Source organism: Enterobacter dykesii, assembly GCF_008364625.2.
GTDB lineage: Bacteria > Pseudomonadota > Gammaproteobacteria > Enterobacterales > Enterobacteriaceae > Enterobacter > Enterobacter dykesii.
This window is the reverse complement of sequence record NZ_CP126604.1, coordinates 966830-981981: the sequence shown is the minus strand read 5'-3', so window position 1 is coordinate 981981 and position 15152 is coordinate 966830. Positions and strand designations below refer to the sequence as shown.

The window sequence follows — 15152 nt, the reverse complement described above, 5'->3', positions numbered from 1 at the left end:
GCTCTCTGACCCGGTGTATCACCGGGTCAGTTTTATAAGAACATGTCCAGCCATTACTTACGCATTTTCCAGCAACCGAAATCAGCGATTCTGCTGATCCTCGGCTTCGCCTCGGGTTTACCCCTCGCGCTCACTTCCGGCACGCTTCAGGCGTGGATGACGGTTGAGAACATCGATCTTAAAACCATTGGTTTCTTCTCGCTTGTCGGCCAGGCCTATGTCTTTAAGTTCCTGTGGTCTCCGGTCATGGATCGCTACACGCCGCCTTTCCTCGGGCGTCGACGCGGCTGGTTAGTAATGACGCAGATCCTGCTGCTGCTGGCCATCGCGGCGATGGGATTTCTTGAACCCACCACCCAGCTTCGCTGGATGGCGGCGCTTGCGGTGGTGATTGCCTTCTGTTCCGCCTCTCAGGATATCGTGTTCGATGCCTGGAAGACGGACGTGCTACCTGCGGAAGAGCGCGGCGCCGGCGCGGCAATCAGCGTGCTGGGCTATCGCCTCGGGATGCTGGTCTCCGGCGGGCTGGCGCTGTGGCTGGCAGATCGTTACCTCGGCTGGCAGGGCATGTACTGGCTGATGGCCGCCCTGCTGATCCCCTGCATTATCGCGACGCTGTTCGCGCCCGAACCGAGTGACATCATCCCGGTTCCCCGCTCGCTGGAGCAGGCCGTCGCCGAACCGCTCCGAGACTTCTTTGGCCGCAACAACGCCTGGCTGATCCTGCTGCTTATCGTTCTTTATAAGCTGGGCGACGCATTTGCCATGAGCCTCACCACCACCTTCCTGATCAGGGGTGTCGGTTTTGATGCCGGTGAAGTGGGTGTGGTGAATAAAACGCTGGGGCTGTTTGCGACCATTGTCGGCGCGCTTTATGGCGGCGTGCTGATGCAGCGCCTGACGCTGTTCCGCGCGCTGCTGATTTTCGGCATCCTTCAGGGCGCCTCTAACGCAGGCTACTGGCTGCTGTCGATTACCGACAAACATACGATCAGCATGGCCGCGGCGGTGTTCTTCGAAAACCTCTGTGGCGGCATGGGCACCGCGGCGTTTGTCGCCCTGCTGATGACCCTGTGCAACAAGTCGTTTTCCGCTACCCAGTTCGCGCTGCTCTCGGCGCTCTCCGCCGTTGGCCGCGTGTACGTTGGCCCGATTGCCGGCTGGTTCGTCGAAGCCCACGGCTGGCCAACATTTTATCTCTTCTCGGTCGTGGCTGCAGTGCCGGGAATTTTATTGCTGCTGGTCTGCCGTCAGACGCTGGAATATACCCAGCGGACAGAACATTTTATGCCGCGCACCGAATATCGCCGCGCCTACCGTTTTGCGCTACGTCTGTTAATGGCGGGCTGCACTGCTCTGGCGCTCTGGCTTGTGGTGCTTATTATCAATGCCAGCACCTCTCTGGTACTCCCTTTCGAAGCACTTCTGCTGGACGCAGGCGCCCTGCTTGCTATCGCCGGGATCCTGACCGGAGGTCTGCTTGATTTCATGGCGTTGCGTAAAATCCAGCTGACCTGAAGAAAAAAGCGAAAGGTTATTTCCCGTTGTAATCACTAACCGCAATTATAACGGCGAAATAGCCACCAACCGCTAAAAAAAATATTTGTTGTTTTGTGCGGGATAGGATTTGGAAATTATTGGCTCCCATTCCAAAACGCTATTTTTCATTAAACGATTCAGCATCCGAGAGTTTGATTTTTCGTTTTTCAGATGTCTTTTTATTGATAATTAATTGTTAATTTTTTGTTTATTTTCAACAATGGTTATACCAATTGCCCCTTTTAAGGTATGCTTGGGGGTCCTTTCGTTATAAAGCCCATGACATGCGGCTTCGGTCATAAAAAGCGACATAATTTGCAACACTTGTGACACGTGCGGCAGAACCCGGTAACACCTTCCTGACACAGGCCTAATGATGTTTACAGTAATGTAACCTTCCCGTAAAATGCCCGCACACTTTAAACGCCACCAGACTCCGTGGAATTGAGGTCGTTAAATGAGACTCGGGAAATACAATAAAAGTTTGGGATGGTTGTCATTATTCGTGGGTACTGTATTACTCAGTGGCTGCGATTCTGCACTACTAGACCCCAAAGGACAGATTGGACTGGAACAACGTTCACTGATATTGACGGCTTTTGGCCTGATGTTGATTGTGGTTATTCCTGCCATTTTGATGGCTGTTGGTTTCGCCTGGAAGTATCGTGCGAGCAATAAAGATGCGAAGTATAGCCCTAACTGGTCACACTCCAATAAAGTGGAAGCTGTGGTCTGGACGGTACCTATTCTGATCATCCTGTTCCTTGCCGTACTGACCTGGAAAACCACTCACGCACTTGAGCCAAGCAAACCGCTGGTTCATGATGAGAAACCTATTACCATTGAAGTGGTCTCCATGGACTGGAAATGGTTCTTCATCTATCCAGAGCAGGGTATTGCTACCGTGAATGAAATCGCCTTCCCGGCGAACACTCCGGTTCAGTTCAAAGTGACCTCCAACTCCGTAATGAACTCCTTCTTCATCCCACGTCTGGGTAGCCAGATTTACGCGATGGCCGGTATGCAGACCAACCTGCATCTGATCGCGAATGAAGCAGGCACCTATGATGGTATCTCCGCCAGCTATAGCGGCCCGGGCTTCTCAGGTATGAAGTTCAAAGCTATTGCGACGCCAGACCGTGCCGCTTTCGACCAGTGGGTTGAAAAAGCGAAGCAGTCTCCAAACACCATGTCTGACATGGCGGCGTTCGAAAAAGTGGCTGCACCAAGCGAATACAACAAGGTGGAGTACTTCTCTAATGTGAAACCAGATTTGTTCAAAGACGTTATTGGCAAATTTATGGATCACGGCAAGAGCATGGACATGACCCAGCCTGAAGGCGAGCACAGCGCGCACGAAGGTATGGAAGGCATGGACATGAGCCACGCGGAAACCGCTCACTAAGGGGCCGAGGAAGAAAATGTTCGGAAAATTGACACTGGATGCAGTGCCCTACCATGAACCGATTATCGTGGTTACGGTGGCTGCAATTATCATTGGTGGCGCGGCCTTACTGGCCCTGATCACTTACTTCGGTAAGTGGAGCTACCTGTGGAACGAGTGGCTGACTTCGGTTGACCACAAAAAACTCGGTATCATGTACTGCATCGTCGGTATCGTCATGTTAATTCGTGGCTTTGCGGATGCGATCATGATGCGTAGCCAGCAGGCACTCGCTTCTGCGGGTGAAGCCGGCTTCCTGCCACCGCACCACTACGATCAGATCTTTACCGCCCACGGCGTTATCATGATCTTCTTCGTGGCGATGCCGCTGGTTATCGGTCTGATGAACGTGGTCGTTCCGCTGCAAATCGGCGCGCGCGACGTGGCGTTCCCGTTCCTGAACAACCTGAGCTTCTGGTTCACGGTTGTCGGCGTTATCCTGGTTAACCTGTCACTGGGTGTGGGCGAATTCGCGCAGACCGGCTGGCTGGCCTACCCGCCGCTGTCAGGAATTGAGTACAGTCCGGGCGTGGGCGTCGACTACTGGATTTGGGCGCTTCAGCTCTCCGGTGTCGGTACTACCCTGACCGGTATTAACTTCTTCGTGACCATTATCAAGATGCGTGCCCCAGGCATGACCATGTTCAAGATGCCGGTATTTACCTGGGCATCTCTGTGCGCCAACATCCTGATTATTGCCTCCTTCCCAATTCTGACCGTCACCATCGCGCTGCTGACCCTGGACCGTTACCTGGGCACCCATTTCTTCACGAATGATATGGGTGGCAACATGATGATGTACATCAACCTGATTTGGGCCTGGGGTCACCCGGAAGTGTACATTCTGGTTCTGCCTGTGTTCGGTGTGTTCTCCGAAATCGCGGCAACCTTCTCGCGTAAACGTCTGTTTGGTTACACCTCTCTGGTGTGGGCAACCGTGTGTATTACCGTCCTGTCGTTCATCGTTTGGCTGCACCACTTCTTCACCATGGGTGCGGGCGCGAACGTAAACGCCTTCTTCGGTATTACCACCATGATTATCGCCATCCCTACCGGGGTGAAGATCTTCAACTGGCTGTTCACCATGTACCAGGGCCGTATCGTGTTCCACTCAGCGATGCTGTGGACCATCGGCTTCATCGTGACCTTCTCCGTAGGTGGGATGACCGGCGTACTGCTGGCGGTACCAGGTGCTGACTTCGTTCTGCACAACAGCCTGTTCCTGATTGCGCACTTCCATAACGTTATCATTGGTGGCGTGGTCTTCGGCTGCTTCGCTGGCGTAACCTACTGGTGGCCAAAAGCGTTCGGCTTCACGCTGAACGAAAAATGGGGTAAGCGCGCATTCTGGTTCTGGATCATCGGCTTCTTCGTAGCATTTATGCCGCTGTACGTGCTGGGCTTCATGGGTATGACCCGTCGTCTGAGCCAGCAGATCGATCCGCAGTTCCACCCAATGCTGATGGTTGCAGCGGGCGGTGCGGTGCTGATTGCCTGTGGTATCGCGTCTCAGCTGATTCAGTTCTACGTGTCTATTCGCGACCGCGACCAGAACCGTGACCTGACCGGTGACCCATGGGGTGGCCGTACGCTGGAGTGGGCAACCTCTTCTCCACCGCCTTTCTATAACTTTGCCATCGTGCCGCAGGTTCATGAACGCGACGCATTCTGGGAAATGAAAGAAAAAGGTGAAGCGTACAAGCAACCTGCTCATTACGAAGAGATCCACATGCCGAAAAACAGCGGTGCGGGCATTGTGATTGCCGCCTTCGCAACGGTATTTGGTTTCGCAATGATCTGGCACATCTGGTGGATGGCGATTGTTGGCTTCGCCGGCATCGTAATCAGCTGGATTGTGAAGAGCTTTGACGAGGACGTGGACTACTTCGTACCAGTCCGTGAAGTTGAGAAGCTGGAAAATCAGCATTTCGACGAGATTTCTAAAGCGGGGCTGAAAAATGGCAACTGATACTCTGGCGCACTCAACTGCCCACGCGCATGAGCATGCGCACCACGATACAGGACCGACTAAAGTCTTCGGTTTCTGGATCTACCTGATGAGCGACTGCATTCTGTTCTGCTGTCTGTTCGCGACCTACGCCGTTCTGGTGAACGGCACGGCGGGCGGCCCGACCGGCAAGGACATCTTTGAACTGCCGTTCGTTCTGGTTGAAACCGCACTGCTGTTATTCAGCTCCATCACCTACGGCATGGCGGCTATCGCCATGTACAAAAACAACAAGAGCCAGGTTGTCTCCTGGCTGGCGTTGACTTGGCTGTTTGGTGCTGGATTTATCGGGATGGAAATCTATGAATTCCATCACCTGATCATGGAAGGCTTCGGCCCGGATCGCAGTGGCTTCCTGTCCGCGTTCTTCGCGCTGGTCGGCACTCACGGTCTGCACGTGACCTCTGGACTGATCTGGATGGCGGTACTGATGTTCCAGGTATCCCGTCGCGGCCTGACCAGCACTAACCGTACCCGTATCATGTGCCTGAGCCTGTTCTGGCACTTCCTGGACGTGGTGTGGATCTGTGTGTTCTCTGTTGTCTATCTGATGGGGGCGATGTAATGAGTCATTCAAACGATCATGGCGCTTCCCACGGCAGCGTAAAAACCTACATGACAGGTTTCATCCTGTCGATCATCCTGACGGTGATCCCGTTCTGGATGGTGATGAGCGGTTCTGCGTCTAAGCCGGTTATCCTGGGTGCAATCCTGGTGACCGCGGTGATTCAGATTCTGGTGCATCTGGTTTGCTTCCTGCACATGAACACCAAGTCCGATGAAGGCTGGAATATGACCGCCTTTATCTTTACCGTGATTATCATCGCTATCCTGGTAGTCGGTTCCATCTGGATTATGTGGAACCTCAACTACAACATGATGGTTCACTAAGAGCGGCGAGTATGTTTAAGCAATACCTGCAAGTAACGAAACCAGGCATCATCTTTGGCAACCTGATCTCCGTGATCGGAGGGTTCCTGCTGGCCTCTAAGGGCAGCATTGATTACACCCTCTTTATCTACACGCTGGTCGGTGTGTCACTGGTTGTTGCGTCCGGTTGTGTATTTAACAACTACATCGACATGGATATCGACAAGAAGATGGAAAGGACCAAAAATCGGGTGCTGGTGAAAGGCCTGATCGCCCCTTCCGTCTCGCTGGTGTACGCCACCTTGCTGGGTATTGCTGGCTTTATGCTGCTGTGGTTTGGTGCTAACCCGCTGGCCTGCTGGCTGGGGGTGATGGGGTTCGTGGTGTATGTGGGCGTCTATAGCCTGTATATGAAACGCCACTCCGTCTACGGCACGCTGATTGGTTCTCTCTCCGGCGCTGCGCCGCCGGTGATTGGCTACTGCGCGGTCACGAACGAGTTCGACAGCGGTGCGCTGATCCTGCTGGCTATCTTTAGCCTGTGGCAGATGCCGCACTCCTATGCCATCGCGATTTTCCGCTTTAAGGATTATCAGGCAGCGAACATCCCGGTTCTGCCGGTCGTGAAAGGCATTTCCGTTGCCAAGAACCACATCACGCTGTACATCATCGCCTTTGCCGTGGCAACGCTGATGCTCTCTCTGGGTGGTTACGCTGGATATAAATATCTGGCGGTAGCGGCTGCGGTGAGCGTCTGGTGGCTCGGTATGGCGCTGCGCGGTTACAAAGTGGAAGATGACAAGGTCTGGGCGCGCAAACTGTTTGTGTTCTCGATTGTGGCCATCACCTCGCTGTCCGTGATGATGTCCGTGGACTTCATGGTGCCAGATTCACACAACCTGCTGACTTACGTCTGGTAAGCCAAAACAGGTCAATAAAGGGGTGCTTCGGCACCCTTTTTTATTCACTGAATCTACTAATAACGCATGTAATATTTGTTAAATAACCCTTTATTTACCCCGCCCCTTCCCCGCACTACACTATGGCCTGCTTTTGAACTGAGGTGGTAATGAACGATTATAAAATGACGCCAGGCGAGCTTCGCGCGACCTGGGGCTTAGGGACTGTCTTCTCGCTACGGATGCTTGGCATGTTTATGGTCCTGCCTGTTCTGACCACGTACGGTATGGCGCTGCAGGGGGCCAGCGAGGCGCTCATTGGCCTCGCAATCGGCATCTACGGTCTGGCGCAGGCGGTTTTCCAGATCCCCTTTGGCCTGCTCTCTGACCGGGTGGGCCGAAAGCCGCTGATCGTCGGCGGGCTGCTGGTCTTTGTGCTCGGAAGCGTGATTGCCGCCCTCTCCCACTCCATCTGGGGGATTATTCTCGGCCGCGCCCTGCAGGGTTCCGGCGCGATTGCCGCCGCGGTGATGGCGCTGCTGTCCGACTTAACCCGCGAGCAGAACCGCACCAAAGCGATGGCGTTCATCGGCGTGAGCTTTGGCGTGACCTTTGCGATTGCAATGGTGCTGGGCCCCATCATTACGCACACGCTGGGTCTGCACGCCCTGTTCTGGATGATTGCCGTGCTGGCGACCATCGGTATTGCCTTAACCCTGTGGGTCGTGCCGGACAGCAAAAACCACGTTCTGAACCGTGAATCGGGGATGGTAAAAGGCTGCTTCAGCGAAGTGATTGTCGAGCCGCGCCTGCTTAAGCTGAATTTTGGCATTATGTGCCTGCACATCCTTCTGATGTCCACCTTTGTCGCCCTGCCCGGCCAGCTGGCCGCAGCGGGTTTCCCGGCGGCTGAGCACTGGAAAATCTATCTGGTCACGATGCTGATTTCGTTTGTTTCCGTCGTGCCGTTCATCATCTACGCCGAAGTGAAGCGCAAAATGAAGCGCGTCTTCGTGGGCTGCGTGGCGGTCCTGCTGATTGCCGAAATTGTGCTCTGGGGTGCCGGCCCGCACTTCTGGGAGCTGATTGCCGGCGTACAGCTGTTCTTCCTGGCCTTTAACCTGATGGAAGCGCTGCTCCCGTCGCTGATCAGTAAAGAGTCCCCCGCCGGGTATAAAGGCACCGCGATGGGCATCTACTCCACCAGCCAGTTTCTCGGCGTGGCGATCGGCGGCTCGCTCGGCGGTTGGGTGGACGGCCTGTTTGATTCACAAACCGTGTTTCTCGCCGGTGCGCTACTGGCGACGGTCTGGCTGCTGGTCGCCAGCACCATGAAAGAGCCGCGCTACGTGAGTAGCCTGCGGGTAGAAATCCCGGATGATGTTGAGATTAGCGATAGGCTGAAACAGCGTCTGGAAGCCAAAGAGGGTGTGACAGAGGTGCTCATCGTTCCGGAAGAGCGCAGCGCTTACGTCAAAATAGACAGTAAAATGACCAACCGCTTCGAGGTCGAGCAGGCGCTCAAAGCGTGAAAAAAAAGCCCGGTTAAACCGGGCTTTTTATATTAATCGCGGAAGTTTTTAAACTGGAACGGTTGCCCCAGATCGCCGCCGCGCACCAGCGCCATTACGGACTGGAGGTCATCGCGGGACTTACCGGTCACGCGAATTTCTTCGCCCTGGATCTGCGCCTGCACCTTCAGCTTGCTGTCTTTAATGAGCTTAACGATCTTCTTCTGCACCGCGCTCTCGATGCCCTGCTTCAGCTTGGCTTCAACAAACCAGTTTTTACCGCTGTGCACAAACTCTTCCGGCACGTCCAGAGACGTCCCTTCGATACCGCGCTTTAACAGCTTGGCGCGCAGAATGTCGAGCAGCTGATTTACCTGGAAATCAGACTCGCTCAGCACCTTAATGGTCTTATTTGCGTCGTTCAGCTCAAACGACGCCTCAACGCCGCGAAAATCGAAACGTGACTCAACTTCGCGGGTTGCGTTCTCAACGCCGTTGCGAACTTCCTGGATATCAACTTCGGAAACAATATCGAAAGATGGCATCTTTTCTTCTCCCTTCACTTTTGTTGCGTTGCATAATACCCGCTACGAGGCATAACTCAACAGAAGCTTAGCTGTATAATTAAGCTGTAACACCTGGCGCAGTTGCAGGTGAGGAGGAACAATGAAAATTACGGTGCTCGGATGCGGAGCGCTTGGTCAGCTGTGGCTGACCGCGCTGTGCAAGCACGGACATGAGGTTCAGGGCTGGCTGCGCGTGCCCCAGCCCTATTGCAGTGTAAACCTGATTGGTGAAGACGGAAGCATCTTTAACGAATCCCTCACCGCGAACGATCCTGATTTCCTGGCGCAAAGCGATCTTTTACTGGTGACGCTCAAAGCCTGGCAGGTCTCAGACGCGGTAAAGACACTGGCCGCGCAGCTCCCCCCCACTTCCCCCATACTGCTGCTGCATAACGGCATGGGGACGCTTGATGAGCTGAAAAACGTCCAGCAGCCCCTGCTGATGGCGACGACCACGCACGCTGCGCGTCGCGACGGCAACATCATCGTGCATGTCGCCAGCGGAGTGACGCATATCGGTCCCGCCAGAACGCAGGATGGTGATTACAGCTATCTTGCCGATGTGCTGCAGAAGGTGCTGCCGGACGTGGCCTGGCACAACAACATCCGCCCTCAGCTGTGGCGCAAGCTGGCGGTAAACTGCGTGATCAACCCGCTGACGGCGCTGTGGAACTGCCCGAACGGGGAGCTGAAAAATCATCCGCAGGACGTTGCCATACTGTGTGCGGAAGTCGCGGCGGTCGTTGAGCGGGAAGGCCTGCATACCTCGGCCGACGATTTACGCTGTTATGTCGAGCAGGTCATTGAAAGCACGGCAGAAAACATCTCCTCAATGTTGCAGGATGTTCGGGCATTACGCCACACGGAGATCGACTACATCACCGGCTATTTGCTAAAACGCGCCCGCGCGCACGGCATCGCGGTGCCGGAAAACGCCCGTTTGTATGACCTGGTTAAACGTAAGGAGAGTGAATATGAGCGCGTCAGCCCTGATCTGCCTCGCCCCTGGTAGCGAAGAGATGGAAGCGGTCACCACCATTGATTTGATGGTGCGCGGCGGCATTAAAGTTACCACCGCCAGCGTCGCCAGCGACGGCAATCTGGCAATCACCTGCTCGCGCGGGGTGAAGATCCTCGCGGATGCCCCCCTCGTTCAGGTGGCTGACGGCGATTACGACATCATCGTGCTGCCCGGCGGCTTAAAAGGCGCGGAATGTTTTCGCGACAGCCCGCTGCTGGTCGAGACCGTGCGTCAGTTTCATTTATCCGGCCGCATCGTCGCGGCAATCTGTGCCGCCGCCGGAACGGTTCTGATTCCGCACGATATCTTCCCCATCGGCAACATGACCGGTTTCCCGGGGCTTAAGGATACAATCCCGGAAGAGCACTGGGTGGATAAACGCGTCGTCTGGGATCCGCGCGTCAACCTGCTGACCAGCCAGGGGCCAGGTACCGCGATTGATTTTGGCTTAAAGATTATTGACCTGCTGGTCGGGCGCGAAAAAGCGTACGAAGTAGCGTCATCGCTGGTGATGCCGGCGGGGATTTATAATTATTACGAATAGGTGTTCTCCCTCTCCCTTTGGGAGAGGGACGGGGTGAGGGCATCAGGCCGCACTCCCCGGCAAAAAACTACGGGCGATACACCTTCACGTTCGCAAAGCCCTGCTCGCGCAGGTACAGCGCCTGCAGGCGACTCATCACCCCGCGCTCGCACCACAGCAGATAGGTTTTGCTCTGGTCGAGATCGCCAAACTTGGTGCTCAGCTTATAGAACGGCAGAGAAACCACTTCGACGCCTTCAACCTGCAGCGGCTTGTCATCCTGCTCGTCAATGGAGCGGATATCCAGAATCGCATCGTTAGCGCCGAAACCGCTCACGGTTTCAACTTCAACGACTTCCTGCTCGGTCTGCTGGGCAATCTCGCGGATGTCGATGTTGGACGCTTCCTCCACCACTTTTTCCAGAATGCTGAAATCGAAGTTCTCTTCTTCCGCTTCGATCTTCGCCTTCACCGCCTTCACCGTTGGGCTTTTTGAGATCACGCCGCAGTATTCCGGCATGGTGCGGGCAAAATCTTCGGTGCCGATTTCGCGCGCCAGATCGATGATGTGCTCTTTATCGTGGGAGATCAGCGGACGCAGGATCAGCGTATCAGACACGATGTCGATCAAACGCAGGTTGGTCAGCGTCTGGCTGGAAACCTGGCCCAGCGCTTCACCGGTGACCAGCGCCTGCACGCCATAGCGCTCGGCCACTTTGGACGCCGCACGCACCATCATGCGTTTCAGCACCACGCCCATCTGGCCGTCGTCCACTTTTTCGAGGATTTCGCCGACCACAGGTTCGAAGTTGATCGCCACGAAACGCACGCGGTGAGAGCTGCCGAAGCGGTTCCACAGGTAATGCGCCACCTGACGAACGCCGATCTCGTGCGCCGCACCGCCCAGGTTGAAGAAGCAGTAGTGCACACGGCAGCCGCGACGCATCAGCATATAGCTGGAGACGCCGGAGTCGAAGCCGCCGGAGATGAGGGACAGGACGTCTTCCTGGGTGCCGATCGGGAAGCCGCCGATACCTTCATAGCGCCCTTTCACCAGCAGCAGGCGATCGTTTTCGATCTCCAGGTTCACGGTCACGTCCGGGTTGGTCAGACGAACGCGAGCCGTTTCAACGTGCTGGTTCAAACCGCCGCCGACGTAACGTTCCACTTCAATAGAGCTGAACTCGTGCTTGCCGCGACGCTTCACGCGCACGCAGAAGGTTTTGCCTTCGATCTGATCGCGGTACTGGACCAGCGCTTTCTCGAAGATGTCGTGCATATCGCTGAACGGAACATCTTCCACTTCCAGGATATGGTGGATCCCCGGAATACGGGTCAGCGCGTCGCGAATATCCTGACGTTTATTTTCGTCTTTGGCGCGCACTTCAACGTGATCCCAGTGGCGCACCACGGCGAGGGTTTCGTCGTAGTGCTTTAATACGTTACGAATGTTCCCGGTGAGAATTTTAATAAAGCGCAAACGCACAGATTGGCTTTTGATGGTGATTTCAGGGAACAATTTAATGATAAACTTCATGGCGGCAATGTTTCTTAGGCAAGCGTATTAAGGCTTGTAATGGAAAAGAGTACAGCAGCCCACACCCGTGGCTGCATCCAGGCGCGCAAGTATACCACCATCGCGCCGCTCCTGTGCACATTGCGCGTTATTTGATAATTGCCCTGAGTCCGTTACCATGTCGGGGCTGAGAATATAAGAGTCAATTCACTATGCCGAAGAAGAACGACGCACCGGCCAGTTTCGAAACTGCGCTGAGTGAACTGGAGCAAATCGTTACCCGTCTTGAGAGCGGCGATCTCCCGCTGGAAGAGGCGCTCAACGAATTCGAGCGTGGCGTGCAGCTGGCGCGCCAGGGGCAGGTCAAACTGCAGCAGGCCGAGCAGCGCGTGCAGATCCTGCTTTCCGACAGCGAAGACGCGAAAACCACGCCTTTCACACCGGACGCCGAGTAAATGGATTTTTCCAACGAGCTTCAGGCGCGTGTCGTACGCGCCAACGACGCCCTGCGCCGTTTTATTGCGCCACAGCCTTTTCAGAACACTCCTCTGGTTGAAGCCATGCACTATGGCGCACTCTTGGGTGGAAAGCGCCTGCGCCCGTTCCTGGTGTACGCCACAGGCAATATGTTTGGCATCAGCGATAACACGCTGGACGCCCCGGCAGCCGCCGTGGAGTGCATCCACGCCTACTCGCTGATCCACGACGATCTCCCGGCCATGGACGACGACGATTTGCGTCGGGGTCAACCCACCTGCCATATCAAGTTTGGCGAGGCGAATGCCATTCTGGCGGGTGATGCCCTGCAAACGCTGGCGTTCTCGATTCTGAGCGACGCGCCGATGGCTGAAGTGGCTGACCGCGACCGCCTGGCGATGATCTCCGAACTGGCAATGGCCAGCGGCGTGGCCGGCATGTGCGGGGGACAGGCGCTGGATCTGGAAGCGGAAGGACGTCAGGTTAATCTGGAACAGCTGGAGCGTATTCACCGCCATAAAACCGGGGCGTTGATTCGTTCAGCCGTTCGCCTGGGCGCGCTGAGCGCGGGTGAACAAGGGCGCAAAGCCCTGCCGATTCTGGACAGATACGCAGAAAGTATCGGTCTGGCATTCCAGGTTCAGGATGACATTCTGGATGTGGTGGGCGATACTGCAACATTGGGTAAACGTCAGGGTGCGGACCAGCAGCTTGGCAAAAGTACCTACCCCGCCCTGCTGGGTCTTGAGCAAGCCCAACGTAAAGCCCGGGATCTGATTGACGATGCCCGCCAGTCCCTAAATGAACTGGCCGCGCAATCGCTGGATACCTCGGCACTGGAAGCGCTAGCGGACTATATAATCCAGCGTGATAAATAAACTATATATCTCGATGAGCCTTTGATGAGTTTTGATATTGCCAAATACCCGACACTGGCGTTAGTTGACTCCACCCAGGAGTTACGTCTGCTGCCGAAAGAGAGCCTGCCGAAGCTGTGCGACGAGCTGCGTCGCTACCTGCTCGACAGCGTAAGCCGCTCCAGCGGCCATTTCGCCTCCGGGCTTGGCACGGTAGAGCTGACCGTGGCGCTGCACTACGTCTATAACACGCCGTTCGATCAGCTCATCTGGGACGTGGGCCACCAGGCTTATCCGCACAAAATTCTGACCGGACGTCGCGATAAAATTGGCACCATTCGTCAGAAAGGCGGCCTGCACCCGTTCCCGTGGCGCGGTGAGAGCGAGTACGACGTGCTGAGCGTCGGCCACTCCTCCACCTCCATTTCTGCGGGCATCGGGATTGCTGTTGCCGCCGAAAAAGAGAACAAGCAGCGCCGCACCGTCTGCGTGATTGGCGACGGCGCCATCACCGCAGGGATGGCCTTCGAAGCCATGAACCACGCGGGCGACATCAAGCCGGACATGCTGGTTATCCTCAACGATAACGAAATGTCGATCTCCGAGAACGTCGGCGCGCTGAACAACCATCTGGCCCAGCTGCTCTCCGGCAAGCTTTACTCCTCGCTGCGCGAAGGCGGCAAGAAAGTCTTCTCCGGCGTACCGCCGATTAAAGAGCTGCTCAAGCGTACCGAAGAACACATTAAAGGCATGGTGGTGCCGGGCACCCTGTTTGAAGAGCTGGGCTTTAACTATATTGGCCCGGTTGACGGTCACGACGTGCTGGGCCTGGTGACCACGCTCAAGAACATGCGCGACCTGAAAGGCCCGCAGTTCCTGCATATCATGACTAAAAAAGGGCGCGGTTACGAACCGGCGGAAAAAGATCCGATCACCTTCCACGCGGTACCGAAATTTGACCCGTCCAGCGGCTGTCTGCCAAAAAGCAGCGGCGGCATGCCGAGCTATTCAAAAATCTTTGGCGACTGGCTGTGCGAAACCGCAGCCAAAGACAACAAGCTGATGGCGATCACCCCGGCCATGCGTGAAGGCTCTGGCATGGTGGAGTTCTCCAGAAAATACCCTGACCAGTATTTCGACGTCGCCATTGCCGAGCAGCATGCGGTGACGTTTGCTGCGGGCCTGGCTATTGGTGGCTACAAGCCCGTTGTCGCTATCTATTCCACCTTCCTGCAGCGCGCCTACGATCAGGTGATCCATGACGTGGCGATTCAGAAGCTGCCGGTACTGTTTGCTATCGATCGTGCGGGCATCGTCGGTGCCGACGGCCAGACGCACCAGGGCGCGTTTGATCTCTCCTTCCTGCGCTGTATTCCGGATATGGTTGTCATGACGCCAAGCGACGAGAACGAATGTCGTCAGATGCTGTTTACCGGCTATCACTATCAGGATGGCCCAAGCGCCGTTCGCTACCCGCGCGGCAATGCGGTGGGCGTTGAGCTGCAGCCGCTGGAAAAACTGCCTCTGGGTAAAGGAGTAGTTAAGCGTCGCGGTGAGAAAGTGGCGATTCTGAACTTCGGCACGCTGATGCCAGAGGCGGCTAAAGCGGCTGAAGCGCTGAATGCCACTCTGGTGGACATGCGCTTTGTGAAGCCGCTCGACGACTCTCTGATCCTGAGTATGGCTGAGACGCATGACGTTCTGGTCACGCTGGAAGAAAACGCCATCATGGGCGGCGCGGGCAGCGGCGTGAATGAGGTGCTGATGGCAAATCGTAAAGCCGTGCCGGTGCTGAACCTCGGCCTGCCGGATCGTTTCATTCCGCAAGGTACTCAGGACGAAGCCCGTGCGGCGATAGGCCTGGACGCCGCCGGTATCGAAGCCAAAATCCGTACCTGGCTGGACTGACCCCTCCCCCCTT

The 15152-nt window shown here is 55.7% G+C and carries 14 protein-coding genes; 12 read left to right on the top strand and 2 right to left on the bottom strand.

Annotation, left to right across the window (positions count from 1 at the left end; all coding sequences use genetic code 11):
* The first annotated feature begins 42 nt into the window (after positions 1–42).
* The 7 genes from ampG (at position 43) to F0320_RS04530 (ending at position 8292) form a co-directional block, all read left to right on the top strand.
* Complete coding sequence (ampG, locus tag F0320_RS04560) at positions 43–1518, top strand: muropeptide MFS transporter AmpG (protein WP_047650431.1); 1476 nt, start codon at positions 43–45, stop codon at positions 1516–1518.
* A 478-nt stretch (positions 1519–1996) separates the two neighbouring features.
* Complete coding sequence (gene cyoA / locus F0320_RS04555; RefSeq protein WP_126329105.1) at positions 1997–2944, top strand: cytochrome o ubiquinol oxidase subunit II; 948 nt, start codon at positions 1997–1999, stop codon at positions 2942–2944.
* A 16-nt stretch (positions 2945–2960) separates the two neighbouring features.
* The gene (gene cyoB, locus F0320_RS04550) at positions 2961–4952 is read left to right on the top strand and encodes a cytochrome o ubiquinol oxidase subunit I (protein ID WP_126329106.1); all 1992 of its coding nucleotides are present in this window, start codon (positions 2961–2963) and stop codon (positions 4950–4952) included.
* Positions 4942–5556 (top strand): cytochrome o ubiquinol oxidase subunit III, encoded by a 615-nt coding sequence (locus F0320_RS04545; protein WP_028017647.1) that lies wholly within the window; start codon positions 4942–4944, stop codon positions 5554–5556. Before cyoB ends, F0320_RS04545 begins: the two co-directional genes overlap by 11 nt.
* Positions 5556–5882 carry a cytochrome o ubiquinol oxidase subunit IV gene (locus tag F0320_RS04540; protein ID WP_006176899.1) on the top strand — a complete coding sequence of 109 codons (327 nt, stop codon included), beginning with the start codon at positions 5556–5558 and terminating at the stop codon, positions 5880–5882. The genes F0320_RS04545 and F0320_RS04540 overlap by 1 nt, the downstream gene beginning before the upstream one ends.
* 11 nt (positions 5883–5893) lie before the next feature.
* Positions 5894–6781, top strand: coding sequence for a heme o synthase (gene cyoE / locus F0320_RS04535; protein WP_013095848.1), 888 nt, complete (start codon positions 5894–5896; stop codon positions 6779–6781).
* A gap of 149 nt (positions 6782–6930) precedes the next feature.
* Positions 6931–8292 (top strand): MFS transporter, encoded by a 1362-nt coding sequence (locus F0320_RS04530; protein WP_126329107.1) that lies wholly within the window; start codon positions 6931–6933, stop codon positions 8290–8292.
* Positions 8293–8324: 32 nt separating this feature from the next.
* On the opposite strand, the gene F0320_RS04525 is transcribed toward F0320_RS04530, so the two are convergent.
* On the bottom strand, positions 8325–8816 hold the full coding sequence (locus tag F0320_RS04525; protein WP_023334701.1) for a YajQ family cyclic di-GMP-binding protein: 492 nt from the start codon (positions 8814–8816) through the stop codon (positions 8325–8327).
* A gap of 121 nt (positions 8817–8937) precedes the next feature.
* Between F0320_RS04525 and panE the strand changes: the two genes are divergently transcribed.
* Together panE and yajL are read left to right on the top strand one after the other, a co-directional pair.
* Entirely contained in the window at positions 8938–9849 is a 912-nt protein-coding gene (panE, locus tag F0320_RS04520; protein ID WP_126329108.1) for a 2-dehydropantoate 2-reductase, read from the top strand.
* Entirely contained in the window at positions 9812–10402 is a 591-nt protein-coding gene (gene yajL / locus F0320_RS04515; protein WP_023310563.1) for a protein deglycase YajL, read from the top strand. Before panE ends, yajL begins: the two co-directional genes overlap by 38 nt.
* Positions 10403–10469: 67 nt before the next feature.
* On the opposite strand, the gene thiI is transcribed toward yajL, so the two are convergent.
* Positions 10470–11918, bottom strand: coding sequence for a tRNA uracil 4-sulfurtransferase ThiI (gene thiI, locus F0320_RS04510; protein WP_126329109.1), 1449 nt, complete (start codon positions 11916–11918; stop codon positions 10470–10472).
* Between the two features lie 191 nt (positions 11919–12109).
* Between thiI and xseB the strand changes: the two genes are divergently transcribed.
* Genes xseB through dxs form a run of 3 tightly spaced genes read left to right on the top strand, consistent with a single transcriptional unit; the run spans position 12110 to position 15139 of the window.
* Positions 12110–12352, top strand: a complete 243-nt coding sequence (gene xseB, locus F0320_RS04505; RefSeq protein ID WP_008503331.1) for an exodeoxyribonuclease VII small subunit — start codon at positions 12110–12112, stop codon at positions 12350–12352.
* On the top strand, positions 12353–13252 hold the full coding sequence (gene ispA / locus F0320_RS04500) for a (2E,6E)-farnesyl diphosphate synthase (protein ID WP_048978946.1): 900 nt from the start codon (positions 12353–12355) through the stop codon (positions 13250–13252).
* A gap of 24 nt (positions 13253–13276) precedes the next feature.
* On the top strand, positions 13277–15139 hold the full coding sequence (gene dxs / locus F0320_RS04495; RefSeq protein WP_126329110.1) for a 1-deoxy-D-xylulose-5-phosphate synthase: 1863 nt from the start codon (positions 13277–13279) through the stop codon (positions 15137–15139).
* The last annotated feature ends 13 nt before the right edge of the window (positions 15140–15152 follow it).

Bases quoted from the DNA above. Each gene is read 5' to 3' on its own strand.
- ampG (WP_047650431.1), top strand. From the start codon at position 43: ATGTCCAGCCATTACTTACGCATTTTCCAGCAACCGAAATCAGCGATT.
- cyoA (WP_126329105.1), top strand. From the start codon at position 1,997: ATGAGACTCGGGAAATACAATAAAAGTTTGGGATGGTTGTCATTATTC.
- cyoB (WP_126329106.1), top strand. From the start codon at position 2,961: ATGTTCGGAAAATTGACACTGGATGCAGTGCCCTACCATGAACCGATT.
- F0320_RS04545 (WP_028017647.1), top strand. From the start codon at position 4,942: ATGGCAACTGATACTCTGGCGCACTCAACTGCCCACGCGCATGAGCAT.
- F0320_RS04540 (WP_006176899.1), top strand. From the start codon at position 5,556: ATGAGTCATTCAAACGATCATGGCGCTTCCCACGGCAGCGTAAAAACC.
- cyoE (WP_013095848.1), top strand. From the start codon at position 5,894: ATGTTTAAGCAATACCTGCAAGTAACGAAACCAGGCATCATCTTTGGC.
- F0320_RS04530 (WP_126329107.1), top strand. From the start codon at position 6,931: ATGAACGATTATAAAATGACGCCAGGCGAGCTTCGCGCGACCTGGGGC.
- F0320_RS04525 (WP_023334701.1), bottom strand. From the start codon at position 8,816: ATGCCATCTTTCGATATTGTTTCCGAAGTTGATATCCAGGAAGTTCGC.
- panE (WP_126329108.1), top strand. From the start codon at position 8,938: ATGAAAATTACGGTGCTCGGATGCGGAGCGCTTGGTCAGCTGTGGCTG.
- yajL (WP_023310563.1), top strand. From the start codon at position 9,812: ATGAGCGCGTCAGCCCTGATCTGCCTCGCCCCTGGTAGCGAAGAGATG.
- thiI (WP_126329109.1), bottom strand. From the start codon at position 11,918: ATGAAGTTTATCATTAAATTGTTCCCTGAAATCACCATCAAAAGCCAA.
- xseB (WP_008503331.1), top strand. From the start codon at position 12,110: ATGCCGAAGAAGAACGACGCACCGGCCAGTTTCGAAACTGCGCTGAGT.
- ispA (WP_048978946.1), top strand. From the start codon at position 12,353: ATGGATTTTTCCAACGAGCTTCAGGCGCGTGTCGTACGCGCCAACGAC.
- dxs (WP_126329110.1), top strand. From the start codon at position 13,277: ATGAGTTTTGATATTGCCAAATACCCGACACTGGCGTTAGTTGACTCC.